The sequence below is a fragment of the Streptomyces sp. NPDC044921 genome (assembly GCF_056432865.1).
In genome coordinates, this window is record NZ_JBWKIF010000014.1 from 77,534 (window position 1) to 94,117 (window position 16,584).

Below are 16,584 nucleotides of genomic sequence, written 5' to 3' on the forward strand. Positions count from 1 at the left end.
TACGGCATGGTGAGCCGGGAGCCATCCCGTGATCAGTAGCCGACCCGGAAGGTCGCGTCCTGCCGGTCCGTGGTCGTGGAGATGGGGTCGACGCGCAGGACGTGGTTCGAGTGGCGGATGTACCGGGTGGGGTTGTTGTACGACCGGAAGGACGCCCAGCTCGCGTCCGCAAGGCCTGTCGTGCGGTAGAAGGTCGCGTCCGCGGCGAACGTCGAGGTGCCGTCGTTCGCGTCCAGCTGGAGCGCGTAGTTGTAGTGCCGCAGATAGCGGGCCGGGTGGCTGACCGACCGGAAGGAGACCCCGGAGCTGTCGGCGAGCCCGGGGACCAGGGTCCACAAGGAGTCCTTGTACGGCTCGATCGGGTACACGTCGATCCGGCCCGCGTAGTTGGAGTGGCGGATGTAACGAGCCGGGTAGTTGTAGGACTTGAGCCGGTTCCAGGCCGGTGAGCCCCACCTGGCGAGCAGGTTGTCGTACTCGGCCGTGGTGATCGTCGTGATGCCGCAGTGCTTGGAGTTGACCGGCTGCGTGTACGTCTTCTGGTCCAGCGCGGTCCAGGTACCGGAGGCCAGGCTGCTCGACTGCCACGCGTAGAAGACACCGTTGGGCGTGTAGGTGTCGCCCCACAGCCACCAGTTGCCGGACGTGAGGGACTTGACCAGCGTCGGGGCCTCGGTCCCGCCGTGGGCCATACCGGCGCCGTACTCGGTGAAACTGCCCGGGTCGAGGGAGGTGGACCTGGCGCTCACCAGCGTCTGGTTCTTCTTGTAGTAGAGGTAGTTGTATCCGTTCACGCCGACCGCCATGTCGCCGTCGATGACGTCGTAGCCGGGGTCGAAGAACACCTGCGGGGCGGAGGCTGTGACGAAGTCGCTGGTGTAGTTGACCATGATGACGTTGTGGCCGCTGTCGTTCACGGAGGAGTAGATGACCGCGTACCGGCCTCGGCCGGCGTCCCAGAACGCCTCCGGCGCCCAGCTGTGGGTCGTCATGTCGTGCAGCTTCAGGCGCCGGTAGCCGGTGAAGGTGCGTAGGTCGGCGGAGTCCCACACGTGGATGTACTGGCTGTTGTAGCTCCAGTCGGTGCCCTTGAGGTCGGTGGCGAGCACCACGAAGGTGCCGTCCCGCTTGCGCATGAGGAACGGGTCGCGCAGGCCCATCGCGCCGGCCGTGGGAGTGACCAGGGGGTTGTTCTGGTTGAGCGGTGTCCAGTTCAGCCCGTCGGTACTGACGGCGAGGTGCAGGCCGTAGTCGGTACCGTCGCCGAGGTTGGTCGACTCCGTGAAGTAGACCATCGCGTACGCCGAGTCGGCGGCGTGGGCTGTGCCCGTGCCGAGGGTCAGCGCGAGGGGGACCGCGGCGGTCATGCCGAGGAGAGCGCGGCGGGACAGGCGGGGGTTCTGGCTCATCTCGTGCTCCAAGGTGGCGTGCGGGGGAGGACATCGAAACCGAAGGTCCGGTATACCGAACGGAGTTCGGGAAATCGGTCAGACCGTAGAGCCGGGTCCTGCGCTCGTCAATCTTCCTGTCGTGATTCGGGCCGCGGACCGACGCCGCGCGCTCCCCCCGACGCGGGGAACGGTGCACCAGGGCGTCTTCGTGGGCAGCCGCCGCACCGCCCTATTGATACTTAATGCAAGTCAAAAGAAAAGCCTGCGCGGAACCTTGACCGTGTCAGACGCGGCGGGCATGGTCGGGGAAGCGCTCTCCCACTCACCCCGTGTCGAGGAGTCTCCCCATGCCCGCTGTCGGCATACCCCCAGCTTCGCCGGTGCCACACAGACCCGGCCGCCGCGGCCTCGTCGGCGTGCTGGTCACCGCCCTGGCCGCCGCGCTGCTCGCCGTCGTCCCGGCCACGCAGGCCCAGGCCGCCCCCGTCCTGCTCTCCCAGGGCAAACCGGTCACCGCGTCGAGCCAGGAGCACTACGGCACCCCGGCCACGGCAGCGGTCGACGGCGACGACGGCACCCGCTGGTCCAGCGCCGCGTCCGATCCGCAGTGGATCCGCGTCGACCTCGGCGCCCCCGCCTCCCTCAGCCGCGTCGAACTGCGCTGGGAGGCCGCCTACGCCAAGTCCTACCGCATCGAGACGTCCCCGAACGGAACGGACTGGACGACGGCACACTCCACCACCACCGGCGCCGGCGGCACGGAGACCGTGAACGTCTCCGGCACCGCCCGCTACGTCCGCGTGCTCGGCACCGTCCGCGCCACCCCATACGGCTACTCCCTGTGGGAGTTCAAGGTGTACGGCACCACCGGAGACGACCCCGGCCCGGTCACCCCGGGCGGCGACCTCGGCCCGAACGTGCACGTCTTCGACCCGTCCACCCCGGGCATCCAGGCCAAGCTGGACCAGGTCTTCAAGGAGCAGGAGTCGGCCCAGTTCGGCTCCGGCAGGCACGCCTTCCTCTTCAAGCCGGGCACGTACGACAACCTCAACGCCCAGATCGGCTTCTACACGCAGATCGCCGGCCTCGGCCTCAGCCCCGACGACACGACGATCAACGGTGACATCACCGTCGACGCGGGCTGGTTCAACGGCAACGCCACCCAGAACTTCTGGCGCGGCGCGGAGAACCTCGCCGTGAAGCCGGTCAACGGCACCAACCGCTGGGCCGTCTCCCAGGCCGCCTCGTTCCGCCGGATGCACGTCAAGGGCGGCCTCAACCTCGCCCCCAACGGCTACGGCTGGGCCAGCGGCGGCTACATCGCCGACAGCAGGATCGACGGTCAGGTCGGCAACTACTCACAGCAGCAGTGGTACACCCGCGACAGCTCCATCGGCGGCTGGTCCAACAGCGTGTGGAACCAGGTCTTCTCCGGTGTCGAGGGCGCTCCCGCCACCAGCTTCCCCGAGCCCCGCTACACCACGCTCGGCACGACACCGATCTCCCGCGAGAAGCCCTTCCTCTACCTGGACGGCGGCGAGTACAAGGTCTTCGCGCCCGCCAAGCGGACGAACGCACGCGGCATCACCTGGGCCGGCGGCACCCCGCAGGGGGAGTCCGTTCCGCTGAGCAGGTTCTACGTCGTCAAGCCCGGCGCCACGGCCGCCACCATCAACGCCGCGCTCGCCCAGGGCCTGCACCTGCTGTTCACCCCGGGCGTCTACCACGTGGACCGGACCATCAACGTCGAGCGGGCGAACACCATCGTGCTGGGTCTCGGTCTCGCCACGATCATCCCGGACAACGGCGTGACCGCCATGAAGGTCGCCGACGTCGACGGCGTGCGGCTCGCCGGCTTCCTCATCGACGCCGGACCGGTCAACTCCCCGACCCTGCTGGAGATCGGCCCGCAGGGCGCGTCCGCCGACCACGCGGCCAACCCCACCACCGTGCAGGACGTGTACATCCGCATCGGGGGAGCGGGCGCGGGCAAGGCGACCACGAGCATGGTGGTCAACAGCCACGACACGATCATCGACCACACGTGGGTGTGGCGGGCCGACCACGGCGAAGGCGTCGGCTGGGAGACCAACCGGGCCGACTACGGCGTCCGCGTCAACGGCGACGACGTCCTGGCCACAGGCCTGTTCGTCGAGCACTTCAACAAATACGACGTGGAGTGGTACGGCGAACGCGGCCGGACGATCTTCTACCAGAACGAGAAGGCGTACGACGCGCCGAACCAGGCCGCCATCCAGAACGGCGCGACGAAGGGATACGCCGCCTACCGGGTCGACGACTCGGTCGACACCCACGAGGCATGGGGTCTGGGCAGCTACTGCAACTACAACGTCGACCCGAGCATCCGCCAGGACCACGGCTTCAAGACCCCCGTCAAGCCGGGCGTGAGGTTCCACAGCCTCCTGGTGGTCTCCCTCGGCGGCATGGGCCACTACCACCACGTCATCAACGACACCGGCGCCTCCACGGTCCCGGCCGGCACCTCGACCGTCCCGTCCACCGTCGTGTCCTTCCCCTGACGTCCCACCCCTGATCGGGCCGCCCGCCGGCCACGCATGTCCCCTCCGGGCCGGATGACATCCCCGCGCCCCGGCCCGGAGGGGCCCTCACGCGGTGCTCCCGCAGCGCCGCGCCGTTGGCTCTCCCCACCCCGCCAGGAGCAGACGTGTCCCCCACACCCCCGTACCGCGGACCAGCCGTCCGGCGCGCCGTTCCCCTGCTCGTCCTCGGCGCACTGGTGGCGTCCCCGGTCGCCCTCGCCACACCGCCCGCCCACGCGGCTCAGACGCTGCTCTCCCAGGGCAGGCCCGCCACCGCCTCCTCCCAGGAAGGGGACGGCTACGCCCCCTCGGCGGCCGTCGACGGCAACCTCACCGGCACCCGCTGGGCCAGCCGGTGGAGCGACCCGCAGTGGATCCAGGTCGACCTCGGACAGCGGTCCGACCTGAGCCGCGCCGTGCTGATCTGGGAGGGCGCGTACGGCAGGAGCTACCAGATCCAGGCGTCCGACAACGGCACGGACTGGCGGACCCTGACGACCGTGACCGGCGGCGACGGCGGCACGGACGATCTCGCCGTCTCCGGTTCCGGCCGCTACGTACGCATGCTGGGCACCGAGCGGTCCAGCGGCTACGGCTACTCCCTGTGGGAGTTCCAGGTCTACGGGACCACGGACGGCACGCCGCCCGCCGGGGCAGCGGTCGAGGTCACCGGCTCCCAGGGGAACTGGCACCTGACCGTCGGCGGCGAGCCGTACCCCGTCAAGGGCCTGACCTGGGGACCCGCCATCGCGGACGCTGCGAAGTACATGCCCGACGTGAGATCCATGGGCGTCAACACGATCCGCACCTGGGGTACCGACGGCGGCACCAAGCCGCTGCTGGACACCGCCGCCGCGCACGGGATCAAGGTCGTCAACGGCTTCTGGCTGCAGCCCGGCGGCGGACCCGGCTCCGGCGGCTGCGTCGACTACGTCACCGACACCGCGTACAAGAACGCCATGCTCACCGAGTTCGCCAAGTGGGTCGAGGCGTACAGGAACCACCCGGCGACCCTCATGTGGAACGTCGGCAACGAATCCGTCCTCGGCCTGCAGAACTGCTACAGCGGGACGCAGCTGGAGAACCAGCGCAACGCCTACACCGCCTTCGTCAACGACGTCACCAGGAAGATCCACGACATCGACCCCGACCACCCCGTCACCTCGACCGACGCGTGGACGGGAGCCTGGCCGTACTACAAGCGCAACGCGCCCGACCTCGACCTGTACGCGATGAACTCCTACGGCGACATCTGCGGCGTCCGTGCGGCCTGGGAACAGGGCGGCTACACCAAGCCGTACATCATCACCGAGGGCGGGCCGGCGGGGGAGTGGGAGGTGCCGGACGACGCCAACGGCGTCCCCGACGAGCCGGCCGACGTCCGCAAGGCCGAGGGCTACACCAAGGCCTGGGACTGCGTCACCGGCCACCGGGGCGTCGCCCTCGGTGCCACCCTCTTCCACTACGGCACCGAACACGACTTCGGCGGCATCTGGTTCAACCTCGTGCCCGGCGGACTGAAGCGGCTCTCCTACTACGCGGTCAAGAGGGCCTACACCGGCTCCACGGGCGGCGACAACACCCCGCCGGTCATCAGCGACATGACGGTCAGCCCGGCCTCGTCCGCTCCCGCGGGGGGTGAGTTCACCGTCCGCGCGGGCGTCCGCGACCCCGACGGCGACCCGATCACGTACAAGGTCTTCCTCAGCGGCAACTACGCGAGCGGCGACAAACGCCTGGTCGAGGCCAGGTGGCGGGCCACCGGCAACGGGACCTTCGCCGTGACGGCCCCCGAGAAGCTCGGCGTGTGGAAGGTGTACCTCCAGGCCGAGGACGGCCACGGCAACGCCGGCATCGAGACCAAGTCCGTCAACGTCGTCGCCCCACCGGTCACCGGCACGAACGTGGCGCTGAACAAGCCCACCACGGCCTCCTCCTTCCAGACCTCCTACGGCGACTGCCCGTGCGAGCCCGCCAAGGCGACGGACGGCAGGACCGGGACACGCTGGGCCAGCGACTGGAGCGACCCGCAGTGGATCCAGGTCGACCTCGGCACCGCCACCCCCATCCGCAGGCTCCAGCTCGTCTGGGACCCCGCCTACGGCAAGGCCTACGAGGTCCAGGTCTCGGACAACGGCACCACGTGGCGCACGCTCCACGCCACGACCACCGGTGACGGCGACGTCGACACCATCGACGCGGCGGCGACCGCACGGTACGTACGGCTGCACCTGACGGCGCGTGGCACCGGCTGGGGCTACTCGCTGCACGAGTTCGGCATCTACAGCTGACGACGGCGAAGGGCGCCCGGCGTCGCCCTTCGCACCACCCGGCTGTCACCCCACTGGCACCTCGGCGGGCAAGGAGGCCCCATGAGACCGCGTTCGAAACTCCCCGCGCTGCTGCTCGGCAGCGCCCTGCTCGCCGGCGTGCTCGGCGTCGGCACCGTCGCCACGGCTGCCGGCCCCGGCGACGCCCCGACCGCCTCGGCCGCCGGGCACACCGGGCACACGACGGCCGTGTCGTCCCGGGCGTCCGCCGACGACCCGGACGGCGACGGATACGTCCCGGCCGTTCCCCCCGTCACCGGCGTGACCCCGTCCGACGCCACCCCGCCGCCGCGCTACCACAAGGAGTTCCAGGCCAACTGCGCGGTCACGCACACCGCGCCGGACGACCCGATCGTGTACCCGGGGCAGCCCGGCAAGTCCCACGACCACACCTTCATGGGCAACACGTCGACGCACGCCGGCAGCACGACGTCGAGCCTGTACGGCGGAAGCACCACCTGTCTGGCACCGGCGGACGCCTCCGCTTACTGGATGCCCTCGCTGTACAACGGGGACAAGAAGATCCTCCCGGTCGGCCCGCAGGTCATCTACTACAAGTCGGGCATCACCGACTACACGAGCGTGCGCCCGTTCCCCAGAGGCCTGCGGTACGTCGTCGGCGACCCCCTGCAGAGCGCCCAGCAGTTCCGCGGCCACAAGGGCTTCGTCGAGGGCTGGGAATGCGGTGACAGCTTCTTCAACGTCGACTTCCCGGCCACCTGCCCGAGCCGCCCCGACGTCCAGCTCAACATCCGTTTCCAGGCGCCCAGTTGCTGGGACGGCAAGTACCTCGACACCCCCGACCACAAGAGCCACATGGCCTACCCGGTCGTGAAACCCGGCACGAACGACAACATGTGCCCGGCCTCCCACCCGGTCGCCCTGCCGATGATCGAGTTCAAGATGGCCTTCCCGGTCAACGGCGACATGAGCCGGGTCCGCCTCGCCGGCGGCCGCGGGTACTCCTTCCACTACGACTTCTTCAACGCCTGGGAGGAGCGGACCCTCAAGGCCCTGGTCGACCACTGCATCGTCGGCGGCCTCCAGTGCGACACACGCGGCTACGACCAGAACCACCCCGAGCGCGGAGCGGTGCTGAACGCCGACCACCGGCTGCCCTGACGCCCTCGCAGGCCTGTGGTCCAGCCCCACCCGCAGGCTTCCGTTCTAGTGGTCGTCGCAACACCCCGGCTCAGGGGATGCGATGGACTTCGAGATCCGGGAGGACCGGGGGCAGGCGCCAGGCCGTAAGGCCCTGGTCCGTGAGCGGGAGGAATACTTCCGGCTCATGGACCAGGGCGTCAGCAGCATGGCGGCCTGCCGGATCGTCGGCATCAACCGGCGTACCGGGAAACGGTGGCGCACGGCCGCCAGGCCACGGGAATCACGCGCGGTGCGCCGCCGGTTCGCCGCCCTCTCAGCTCCGCCGGCCCGTCGCGATATCTGCGCGAGGCCGACCGCATCCACATCGCCGACCGGCTGCGGGAGAAGGCGTCGATCCGGCAGATAGCCTCCGAGCTGGGCAGGAGCCCTTCCACCATCAGACGGGAGATACGCCGCAACGGCATTCCTCTGCGCGGGGACGCCTCCCGCTGGGCCTATCGGCCGCATGCCGCCCAGTCACGCGCCGACGCCCGACGCCGGAAAAGATCAGCCAGAACCCGGAGCTCCGCGAAGGCGCGATGGTCTGCCGAAGGCTTCGTCGACTCCTTTCCCGCCTACCAGGCCGTAGCCGAGCTGCAAGGCCCTGGGCGACTGCAGCAGGTCCGGCGAGAACTTGGTGACCGGGCCGGTCAGCGCGATGCCCCGCACGTGCCGGGCGCCGTAGTGCTTCAGGTAGCGGCCGACGGTCAGCGCGCCGAAGGACCAGCCGACCAGGGTCGGCCGGCGGAGTTCCGCGGCCTCGCGCACGCTGCGTATGCCGGCCGCCCACCGCGCGCCGTCCGCGTACGCGTCGGGCGAGCCGGGCACCGAGGAGGCGCCGTGCCCCCGCATGTCGAAGGTGACCAGGCGGAAGCGGTCAGCCAGGTGTGCGATCCGCCGATGCCAGGACAGGCCGCTTCGGCCGAGCCCGTGCGCGCCCGGATGTCTACCCCGACTCCGGTCACGCACCCTTCTACGACGACTACGCGCGCTTCAACCGCGACCTCGCCCGCTTCGCCTCCGCCTGACCGGCGGGGGGACCCGTGGTCGGCGCAGCACCGGCCCGCTTCCTCACGCAGCCTGGGTGCGGCGCGACGGTCTCACTGGTTCTCCGGGCGCGGCCTTCCCAGTGATGCGGGTCGCCGCCCGTGACGCCCGCCCGCGTTCGGCACACCACAGCAGGTCTGGGAGGATGGCCGGAGCCGTCCGAACCGGGTCCGTGAACGCGCGGGCGGCGAGAGACGGACGGGCACGGGCCATGGCCCGGTGGGCGGGAGAGCGGAGCGGTGCGGCACATGCCGGAGTACCCCGAGTACATTGCCGCGGCCTTGTTCGCCGCGGGCGGCCTCGTCAACGCCCTGTTGGCACCGCACCGGTTCTCCACCGCCGTCCTGTTCTGCCTCGCGGTGACCTCTGCCGGACTCGGCCTGGCCGCTCGCAGTGCGCCAGCCCAGCCGGCCATCGCCACCGCCCTCGCCGTCGCCGCGCTGCTCCTGGCGCTCGCGCTGGGGCTGCTGCTGCTCGCCGACGGTGTCCTTCTGGTCCGGCGCTACGGACCGCAGGCAGCTCTGCTGGCGACCGGGGGCACCGGCTGCGCGATGCTGGCGGTGCTCGGCCTCAACGCGGCCCACCATGCGCTAGGCGGCGAGGTGTTCGGTGCCCTCCTGGTCGCGCTGAACGCGACCGCGGGATACCTCACTCTGCTCTTCCTCGTCTTCGCCGGCTACGTGTTCGTCCGGGGCCGCAGCACCCCCCTGCCGGGGACCACTCATGTCGTCGTCCTGGGAGCAGGGCTCACCGGCGACCGGCCCGGCCCGCTGCTGACCCGCAGGCTGGAGCGCGCCCTCGCCATCGACGCCGCCCGCGCGCCGGACACACCCCGTGTGGTGTTCGTGGTCTCGGGCGGCCAGGGCGACGACGAGGTCCGCTCCGAGGCGGACGCGATGGCCGACTTTCTGCGCGGACGCGGAGTCCCCGCCGACCGGATCGTGCGGGAAGACCGCTCGGTCAACACCGGGGAGAACCTCCGCTTCAGCGCGGCCCTCGTGGACGGCACCACGGCCGGCCATCGTGCCACGGTGGTCACCAGCGGCTTCCACGTCTACCGCACGACCCTGCTGGCCCGCCGCGTCGGCGTGCCCGTGCACGTCGTGGGCGCGCCGACGTCCTCCGCCTACTGGCTGGCCGCGACACTGCGCGAATTCGCCGCCGTCCTGTGGCTGGACCGCCTTCCCCTGGTCGGACTCAGCCTGTTGCTGGCAGTGCCGGTGGCGACGGCGGTCTTCGGGCACTGACGCGCCGGCCGCTTCACTCCTCACGAGCAGACCGTGACTCTTCGCCGCCGGAGGCGGGTTGACCTCGTATTCGGGCGCGCGATGGCGGTCTGGCGCTCCTGGGATGCGCCGAATGACCCTGGCAGACCGTGGCCGGGCCTGCACGCGCGCAGGGGTTGGGGAGGCGCCCCTGCCGCTCCGGGCGTGTGCGCCTCCCCGGTCCACGGCTCAGGGGCTCAGCGCTGAAGGTGCGCAGGCAGCGGCACCCAGCGGCGGGTGGCGCGGCTGTCCATGATGTCCTGGCCGTCGTGGATCCTCAGTCCGGCCGCCGCACAGGCGTAGGCGAGTGTGTCGGCATCGTGCGGGAACGCTGACCGGCGCTGCCAGAAGCGGAAGTGCCAGTACGTGGCCGGGTCGTGCTCTTCCGGGGGGAGGCCTATCTCCTCGTGTGCGATGACTTCGCCGTCGCGGGCCAGGGTGCCGAACGTCCCGCCCTTGGGATTGAAATAGACGCCGTAGGCGGTGGTGCCCGCCGATAGCGCCCGCAGAACGGCGTCGTCGCTCGGCATATAGCCGCCCTGCGTGATGGCGCAGCCGCCAGGAGTCCCGGACACGCTCGTCACCCCCACATAACGGAGGGACTCGTCGTAGTCCATGACATCGAAGGGCGCGTGCTCGGAGTCTGCTGCCGGGCACTGCGCGGGCTCGGCGCCGAGCCGCCGGATCACCTCGTCCTCGCTCAGGCCCTGCACGAAGCAAATGCCGAGTCCTTCGGTCCACAGCTCCTGCTCACCGAAGGCCGCGATGAGGGTGTCCGCCGCTGTGAACGCCGCGGCTTCCTCCGCGGGCAGCTCCACCGCCCCGGGCAGATCCGCGACGAGCGGCGCGAGCGACGTGGTCAGCAGCAGCCGGCCGGGGGACCAGGGCCCGGTCTGCGGCGTCCACACGTCGGCCCCGGCGTCGATCAATGCCTGGACGCTGCCCGCGTCCACACTGCAGGCGGCGTACCACAGCGGCGTGTGTCCGTCCTCGTCGCGTGCGTCGACCTCCGCGCGATGCGACAGCAGGGCGGCTACCGCCTCCGCCGCCCCTTGCTCCGCAGTCAGATGCAGGGGAGTGGTGCCACGCCATCCGACGCGGGCGTCGGGCGGTGCGCCTGCGTCCAGCCGAGCACGGACGAGGGCCGCGTCAGCCCAGTCCTGGTATCCCAGTTGCTGCCAGTCGGCCCGCGGCACGTAGCGCTTGCGGGCTTCCTCCTGGCGGCGCAGCATCTGGCGCTGGTGCCGCGTCAGGGGTGGCGCCAGAAAGGCAGGCGGTCCGCTCACCTCCAGGTACCCGAACGTGTCTGGCTGCTCGGACGGATCCGGCGGCTCGAGCGCCGGCCAGACTTCGATCGCCCGAGCCGAGGCGGCATGGAGGGCAGCCACGTCGACCGAGGTGCGGGTCTCGGCGATCCCCTCGTCCGGCCATTCCACGACCAGCTGAGCCTCTCCGGTGGGTGGAAGCTCCGCCAGATACAGGTCGACGTCGGTCTTGAAGAGGGACCGGCGGGGATGGTGCAAGCCGGGATCCAACGGGATCAGCCCGACCGCTTGCGGCGTCGACGCCACGGTCACCTGTCCCTGCGAACCGGTGAACTCCACCCTGCGGTCCATCGTGCCGTCCAGCGAGGTCACCCGGCGGCCGTCGGAGAACAGCAGGCCCACCCGCAACCCGGACTGCCGTCCCGCAGCCGCGTTGTCCTGACGGGCCCTGCGGAAGACCGCCAGATGCAGGGTGGCTGCCTGCGGCCATACGGACCATCCGGTAAGCAGCACCTTCGTGTGCGGACCGGAGCCGAGCACCTCGAGCTGCGACAGCAGCGCGGGAGCGAACCAGTCAACCGGGGGCGCGTACCGCCCGGCGTCCTCCGCCGGCGGGCCTAACCGGACCAGTACCGTGCGCTGGGCGACCGGTTCTTCCGGCACCACCAGATCGTCGAAGAATCCCATGCACCGATCGTGGCAGAGGGGTCTGACAACAGCGGGAGGCCCTCTTGCGCGCTGGAGCGGATCTGCGGGCCGCAGTGTCCCCACGGACCGGCGTGAGTCAGGGAGCCTCCGGCAGCTGCGCGACGTCGGCCCCACCAGAAGCGGAGAACGCCGATAGCCGTCACCTCCTGCGGAACGAGCGCGAGTTCACCGGGTGTCACGCGATCTGCCGGTGACCAGGGCAGCCCGAACAACTCCCGCCGCACCACGAGGCGACCCGAGCAGAGTTCCAAGATCACGGCAACCCTTTGCGCGGCCTGTGACCACAAGGAATCGGATCCGGCCGGTTCCCGTGGCGGGGAGTGGCACAGGGATCCGGATTTCCACGTGAACAGCCTGCAAGGAGAACGCCTCCCCATGAACCACCCCACGAACGGCGGGCGCCGCGGGCGTCACCGCCGCCGCTGGACCGCCACCGGTCTGGTGCTCGGTGTGCCCGCCGTCCTCGTGCCGTACCTCGTGTTCGCCCAGGAGGACTCGCAGGCCGCGACGGTCGACGACGACGCCTACTACCGGCTGGTTTCCGTGCGCAGCGGCAAGGTGCTGGACGTCGACGGCTTCTCCACCGCCGACGGCACCCGTCTCCAGCAGTGGACCGACGAGAACACCGCCAACCAGCAGTGGAGGCTGCGGCCCACGGGTGACGGCTCCTACGAGCTGGTGAACCGCAACAGTGCCAAGGTGCTGGGCATAGCGGGCAATTCCCGAGCTCAGGGGGCCGCCGCCGAGCAGCAGACCGACAGCCCCGCCACTTCCCAGGAGTGGCGGATCAGCGAGGTGAGCGGTTCCGGCGCCGTCATTCTCACCTCCCGCAGGAGCGGGCAGGTCCTGGCCGTCTCGGGGGGCTCCACGGCCCGGGGAGCCGCGGTCGTCCAGAATCCGAGCCGGGGCGGCTCCCATCAGCAGTGGAAGCTGGTGAAGGCGGACCGGACCCCGGCGTCCGGGTCCGGGACCGCGCGGACCGCGGCCGCGGCAGGACCGTACGTGTGGAAGAACACCCAGGTGGTGGGCGGCGGTTACGTCACCGGGCTGGTGTTCAACCAGCGGGAGAAGGGCCTGCTGTACGCGCGCACCGACATGGGCGGCGCCTACCGCTGGGACACGGGGGCCGAGCAGTGGCTCCCGCTGACCGACTGGATCGGCGAGAAGGACTGGAACCTGCTGGGCATCGACTCGGTGGCCACCGACCCCGTCGACCCGAATCGCCTGTACCTCGGGGCGGGCACCTACACCAACGAGTGGGCGGGCAACGGCGCGATCCTGCGCTCCACAGACAGGGGCCGCACCTTCAAGCGCACCGATCTGCCGTTCAAGCTGGGCGGCAACGAGGACGGACGCGGGGCGGGCGAGCGGCTCGTGGTCGACCCGGCCGACCACGGCACCCTGCTGCTGGGCACCCGCAAGAACGGCCTGTGGCGCAGCACCGACTTCGGCGTGACGTGGCGTCAGGTCTCCTCGTTCCCCGTCAGGGACGGGGCGGGCAGCGGCGGGGGCATCTCCTTCGTGACGTACGGCCCGGCCGGAAGCAGGACGATCTACGTCGGCGTCAACGACAAGTCCACCTCCCTGTACCGCTCCACCGACGGCGGCAGCACCTGGCAGGCCGTCCCCGGGCAGCCCACCGGCCAGATGCCGCAGCACGGTGTGCTCTCCGGTGACGGCTCGCTGTACCTGACGTACACCAACGCCCTCGGCCCCAACGGCGTGACGGGGGGCTCGGTGTGGAAGTACACGCCGGCCCGCGGTGCGTGGAAGAACATCTCCCCGTCCAGTGGCGACTACGGGTTCTCCGGTCTGGCCGTCGACCCGCGCAAGCCCTCCACGGTCATGGTCACCACCCTCGGCCGCTGGTACCCCCAGGACGAGATCTACCGCAGCACCGACGGGGGCGCGACCTGGAAGGCACTGTCCGACAAGTCGGTGCGCAACGCCTCCGCCGCTCCCTACGTCGGCACCCACACCGGGCACTGGATGACCGCCCTGGCCATCGACCCCTTCAACTCCGGGCACGTGCTGTACGGCACCGGCAACGGCATCCTGCGCAGCAAGAACGCCAACGCGTCCGACAGCGGCGGCACCAGCCACTGGAGCATGGGCGCCCGCGGACTGGAGGAGACCGCGCTGCTGGACGCGATCGCTCCTCCCGGCGGCGCCACCGTCATCACCTCCATGGGCGACCAGGGCGGCTTCCGGCACGACTCCCTGACCAAGGTGCCCTCCGGGCGGCTGAAGAACCCGCTGATGACCAACAGCACCGATATCGACTTCGCCCAGTCCAAGCCCTCGATCATGGTCCGCGTCGGCCGGGGCGGCGCGCAGGACGGCGCCTACTCCACCGACGGCGGCCGCAGCTGGAAGGGCTTCAAGGCGGAGCCGGTGGCGGGCGCCCAGGACGGGCGGGTCGCGCTCGCGGCGGACGGTTCCACCATCGTCTGGACACAGGCCGGCCAGCCTCCGTACCGCTCGACCGACAGGGGAGCCAGCTGGTCGAGGGCCGTCGGCCTGGGCGACGACGCCGTGGTCGTCGCCGACCGCTCCTCGGCCAGGACCTTCTACTCACTGTCCGGCGGCACGCTCTACGCCAGCACCGACGGTGGCGCGACCTTCACCGCTCGCGCCACCGGCCTGCCCTCCGGGCGGCTCACAGCGGTGCCCGGGATCGCCGGAGACCTGTGGCTCGCCGGCGGCGCCAAGGGGCTGCTGCACTCCACCGACGGCGGCCGCACCTTCACCACGCTCAAGACGGTGCAGTCCGCCGCGGCACTCGGCTTCGGCAAGGCCAAGCCGGGCACCGCGTACCAGGCGCTGTACCTGATCGGCACCGTCAAGGACGTCACCGGTGTCTTCCGCTCCACCGACAAGGGCGCCACCTGGCTCCGCGTCAACGACAACGCCCACCAGTGGGGCGCCATCGGCGGCGTCGGCGTCATCACCGGCGACCCCGACACCTACGGCCGCGTCTACGTCGGCACCAACGGACGCGGCCTGCAGTACGGCGACCCGTCCTGACCGCGACACCCGAGCGGGGCCGCAGGCACTACCGCCTGCGGCCCCACCACGCCCCAGCTGCTTCGTCGACCTGTCACGCCGGCCCACGCGATGACGGGTCACGGGTTACGGGTAGCAGGGGCCGAACCAGCAGTCGTCGGCGACGACGTACCGGTAGCCCGCCTCCTTCATCCGGAGGACACCATCGCGTCGGTGGCCTGGCGCACCTGGGCCCCGGTGATGCCGCGCCGTCAACGCGGCGGCCGCGTGGAGCCGCAGCAGCCGTGTGTGCAGGGGGACACGGGGGTTCCTTCCCGGCCCGCAGAGCGGTAGCCGCTCTGCGGGCCTCAGCGGCCGGTCAGGAGTGTGTGATCGCGTGCGCGCGGGTCAGCGTCGCAGGGTGAGCAGACCCGGCCGGTACGGCAGTTTCAGGTAGTCGGTGCCGTCCGACGCGGGGGTCCTGCCCTGGTAGAGGAACTGCAGGTTGCAGGGGTCGATGGTCATGGTCTGGTCGGGGTTGGTGCGGACCAGGTCGCCGTGGCTGATGTCGTTGGTCCAGGTGGCGCCGCTGTTGGCCTTGCCGGCGAAGGGGCTGCTCTCGCTGCCGGCCTGCAGTGTCCACGGTCCGTTCAGGCTGGTGGCGGTGAACGAGCGGAAGTAGCGGCCGTTCGCACCCATCGCCTCGACGATCATGAGGTACTGGTTCTGGCCCTTGACCTTGTAGACCTCCGGCGCCTCGAACAGCTTCTCCTTCGTGTCGCTCATGACCGTGGTGTACGACGAGCCGAAGCTGCCCGGGAAGTTCCCGATCGGCATGGTCGACTTGTAGATCTTGCCGTTGTCATCGGCGAAGAACATGTACATGTTCTTCTCGTCGGCGATCATGGTCGGGTCGATCGGACCGCTCTCGGGGAGGCTGCCGGTGAACAGCGGCTGCGGGGCGGACCAGCCGTTGGGGTCGGTGGGGTCGCTGGACGTGCGGTAGGTGAAGGGCCAGGCGGTGCCCCACCCGTTGGAGGTCAGCACCCAGATGTTCTTGGGCGCGAAGTAGAACAGTTTGGGCGCCACCGCCAAGCCCGGGCTCATCCCGGTCTGGGTGGCCGTCGCCATGTCCGACCACTTCGTGAAGGGGCGGAACGCCATCGTGCCCCACGACGATCCGTCAGAGGTGGTCGCGTAGACCAGCTGCTTGCCGTTGTATGGCACGGTGGTGAAGTCCTTCAGCGCGATCCAGCCGTTCGACGGCTGCGCCAACGGGCCGGTCGACGACCACCGGTACGCCGACGGAAGAGCGCACGTCTCGCCCGGCGGCGCGGACAGACCGGTCCACTTCTGGTTGCTGCCGCCGTGGCAGTTCCACAGCTGTACCGCCGTGCCGTTGCCCGTGGCACCGCCGCTGACGTCCAGGCAGAGCCCCGACTCCACCCCGACGATCGTGCCGTCGGAGTGCACCCGCCACTGCTGGTTGGCACCGCCGTGGCAGGCCCAGATCTGCACCCGCGTACCAGCCGTGGTGGCGTGGCCGGGTACGTCCAGGCACTTGTTGCCGTACACGGTCAGCTGGTTGTTGTCCGTCAGTGTCCACTGCTGGTTGGTGCCGCCCGTGCAGTCCCAGATCTGCAGGTTGGTGCCGTCCGTCTGGCCGGCGTTCGGCACATCGAGACACCGGCCGGAACCGGCGCCGCGCAGCGCGCCGCTGGTGGCCGCCTGAGCCGGGTTGACGACGAGTGTCGCCGCTGCGGCGACCAGGGCCGCGACTACCACGGACAGATGCCTGGGCCTGAAACTACGTGTACGCATGGAGGTCTCATTCCTTGAGTGAGCGGTTCCGGTCGCCCCCGTCAGGGGCTGCCCGGACCGTTGATGCG

General features: G+C 70.4%; 9 protein-coding genes and 1 pseudogene. 6 read left to right on the forward strand and 4 right to left on the reverse strand.

The window, feature by feature from the left end; all coding sequences use genetic code 11:
* Window positions 1-32 precede the first annotated feature (32 nt).
* Entirely contained in the window at window positions 33-1,409 is a 1,377-nt protein-coding gene (locus tag AC07DA_RS22390) for a glycoside hydrolase family 43 protein (RefSeq protein ID WP_479129931.1), read from the reverse strand.
* Between the two features lie 329 nt (window positions 1,410-1,738).
* Between AC07DA_RS22390 and AC07DA_RS22395 the strand changes: the two genes are divergently transcribed.
* The 4 genes and pseudogenes from AC07DA_RS22395 to AC07DA_RS22410 all read left to right on the forward strand — a co-directional run.
* The gene (locus AC07DA_RS22395; protein ID WP_479129932.1) at window positions 1,739-3,931 is read left to right on the forward strand and encodes a discoidin domain-containing protein; all 2,193 of its coding nucleotides are present in this window, start codon (window positions 1,739-1,741) and stop codon (window positions 3,929-3,931) included.
* 146 nt (window positions 3,932-4,077) lie between these two features.
* Entirely contained in the window at window positions 4,078-6,243 is a 2,166-nt protein-coding gene (locus AC07DA_RS22400; protein ID WP_479129933.1) for a discoidin domain-containing protein, read from the forward strand.
* Between the two features lie 81 nt (window positions 6,244-6,324).
* The gene (locus AC07DA_RS22405) at window positions 6,325-7,404 is read left to right on the forward strand and encodes a DUF1996 domain-containing protein (protein WP_479129934.1); all 1,080 of its coding nucleotides are present in this window, start codon (window positions 6,325-6,327) and stop codon (window positions 7,402-7,404) included.
* A gap of 82 nt (window positions 7,405-7,486) precedes the next feature.
* Window positions 7,487-7,927 (forward strand): annotated as a pseudogene (locus AC07DA_RS22410) (helix-turn-helix domain-containing protein); the annotation flags it as partial.
* Between the two features lie 5 nt (window positions 7,928-7,932).
* Here AC07DA_RS22410 and AC07DA_RS22415 read toward each other — a convergent pair.
* Window positions 7,933-8,394: an alpha/beta fold hydrolase gene (locus AC07DA_RS22415; RefSeq protein WP_479129935.1), complete on the reverse strand. Its 462-nt coding sequence runs from the start codon at window positions 8,392-8,394 to the stop codon at window positions 7,933-7,935.
* Between the two features lie 326 nt (window positions 8,395-8,720).
* On the opposite strand from AC07DA_RS22415, the gene AC07DA_RS22420 reads away from it, so the two are divergent.
* Window positions 8,721-9,719 (forward strand): YdcF family protein, encoded by a 999-nt coding sequence (locus AC07DA_RS22420; protein ID WP_479129936.1) that lies wholly within the window; start codon window positions 8,721-8,723, stop codon window positions 9,717-9,719.
* Between the two features lie 215 nt (window positions 9,720-9,934).
* Here the strand turns inward: AC07DA_RS22420 and AC07DA_RS22425 are convergent, their stop codons facing one another.
* On the reverse strand, window positions 9,935-11,689 hold the full coding sequence (locus tag AC07DA_RS22425) for an ankyrin repeat domain-containing protein (protein ID WP_479129937.1): 1,755 nt from the start codon (window positions 11,687-11,689) through the stop codon (window positions 9,935-9,937).
* Window positions 11,690-12,085: 396 nt separating this feature from the next.
* Here AC07DA_RS22425 and AC07DA_RS22430 point away from each other — a divergent pair, with 396 nt between their 5' ends.
* Window positions 12,086-14,737: an RICIN domain-containing protein gene (locus AC07DA_RS22430; RefSeq protein WP_479129938.1), complete on the forward strand. Its 2,652-nt coding sequence runs from the start codon at window positions 12,086-12,088 to the stop codon at window positions 14,735-14,737.
* A gap of 366 nt (window positions 14,738-15,103) precedes the next feature.
* Here AC07DA_RS22430 and AC07DA_RS22435 read toward each other — a convergent pair whose 3' ends face one another.
* Entirely contained in the window at window positions 15,104-16,516 is a 1,413-nt protein-coding gene (locus AC07DA_RS22435; protein WP_479129939.1) for a non-reducing end alpha-L-arabinofuranosidase family hydrolase, read from the reverse strand.
* Window positions 16,517-16,584: the final 68 nt, after the last annotated feature.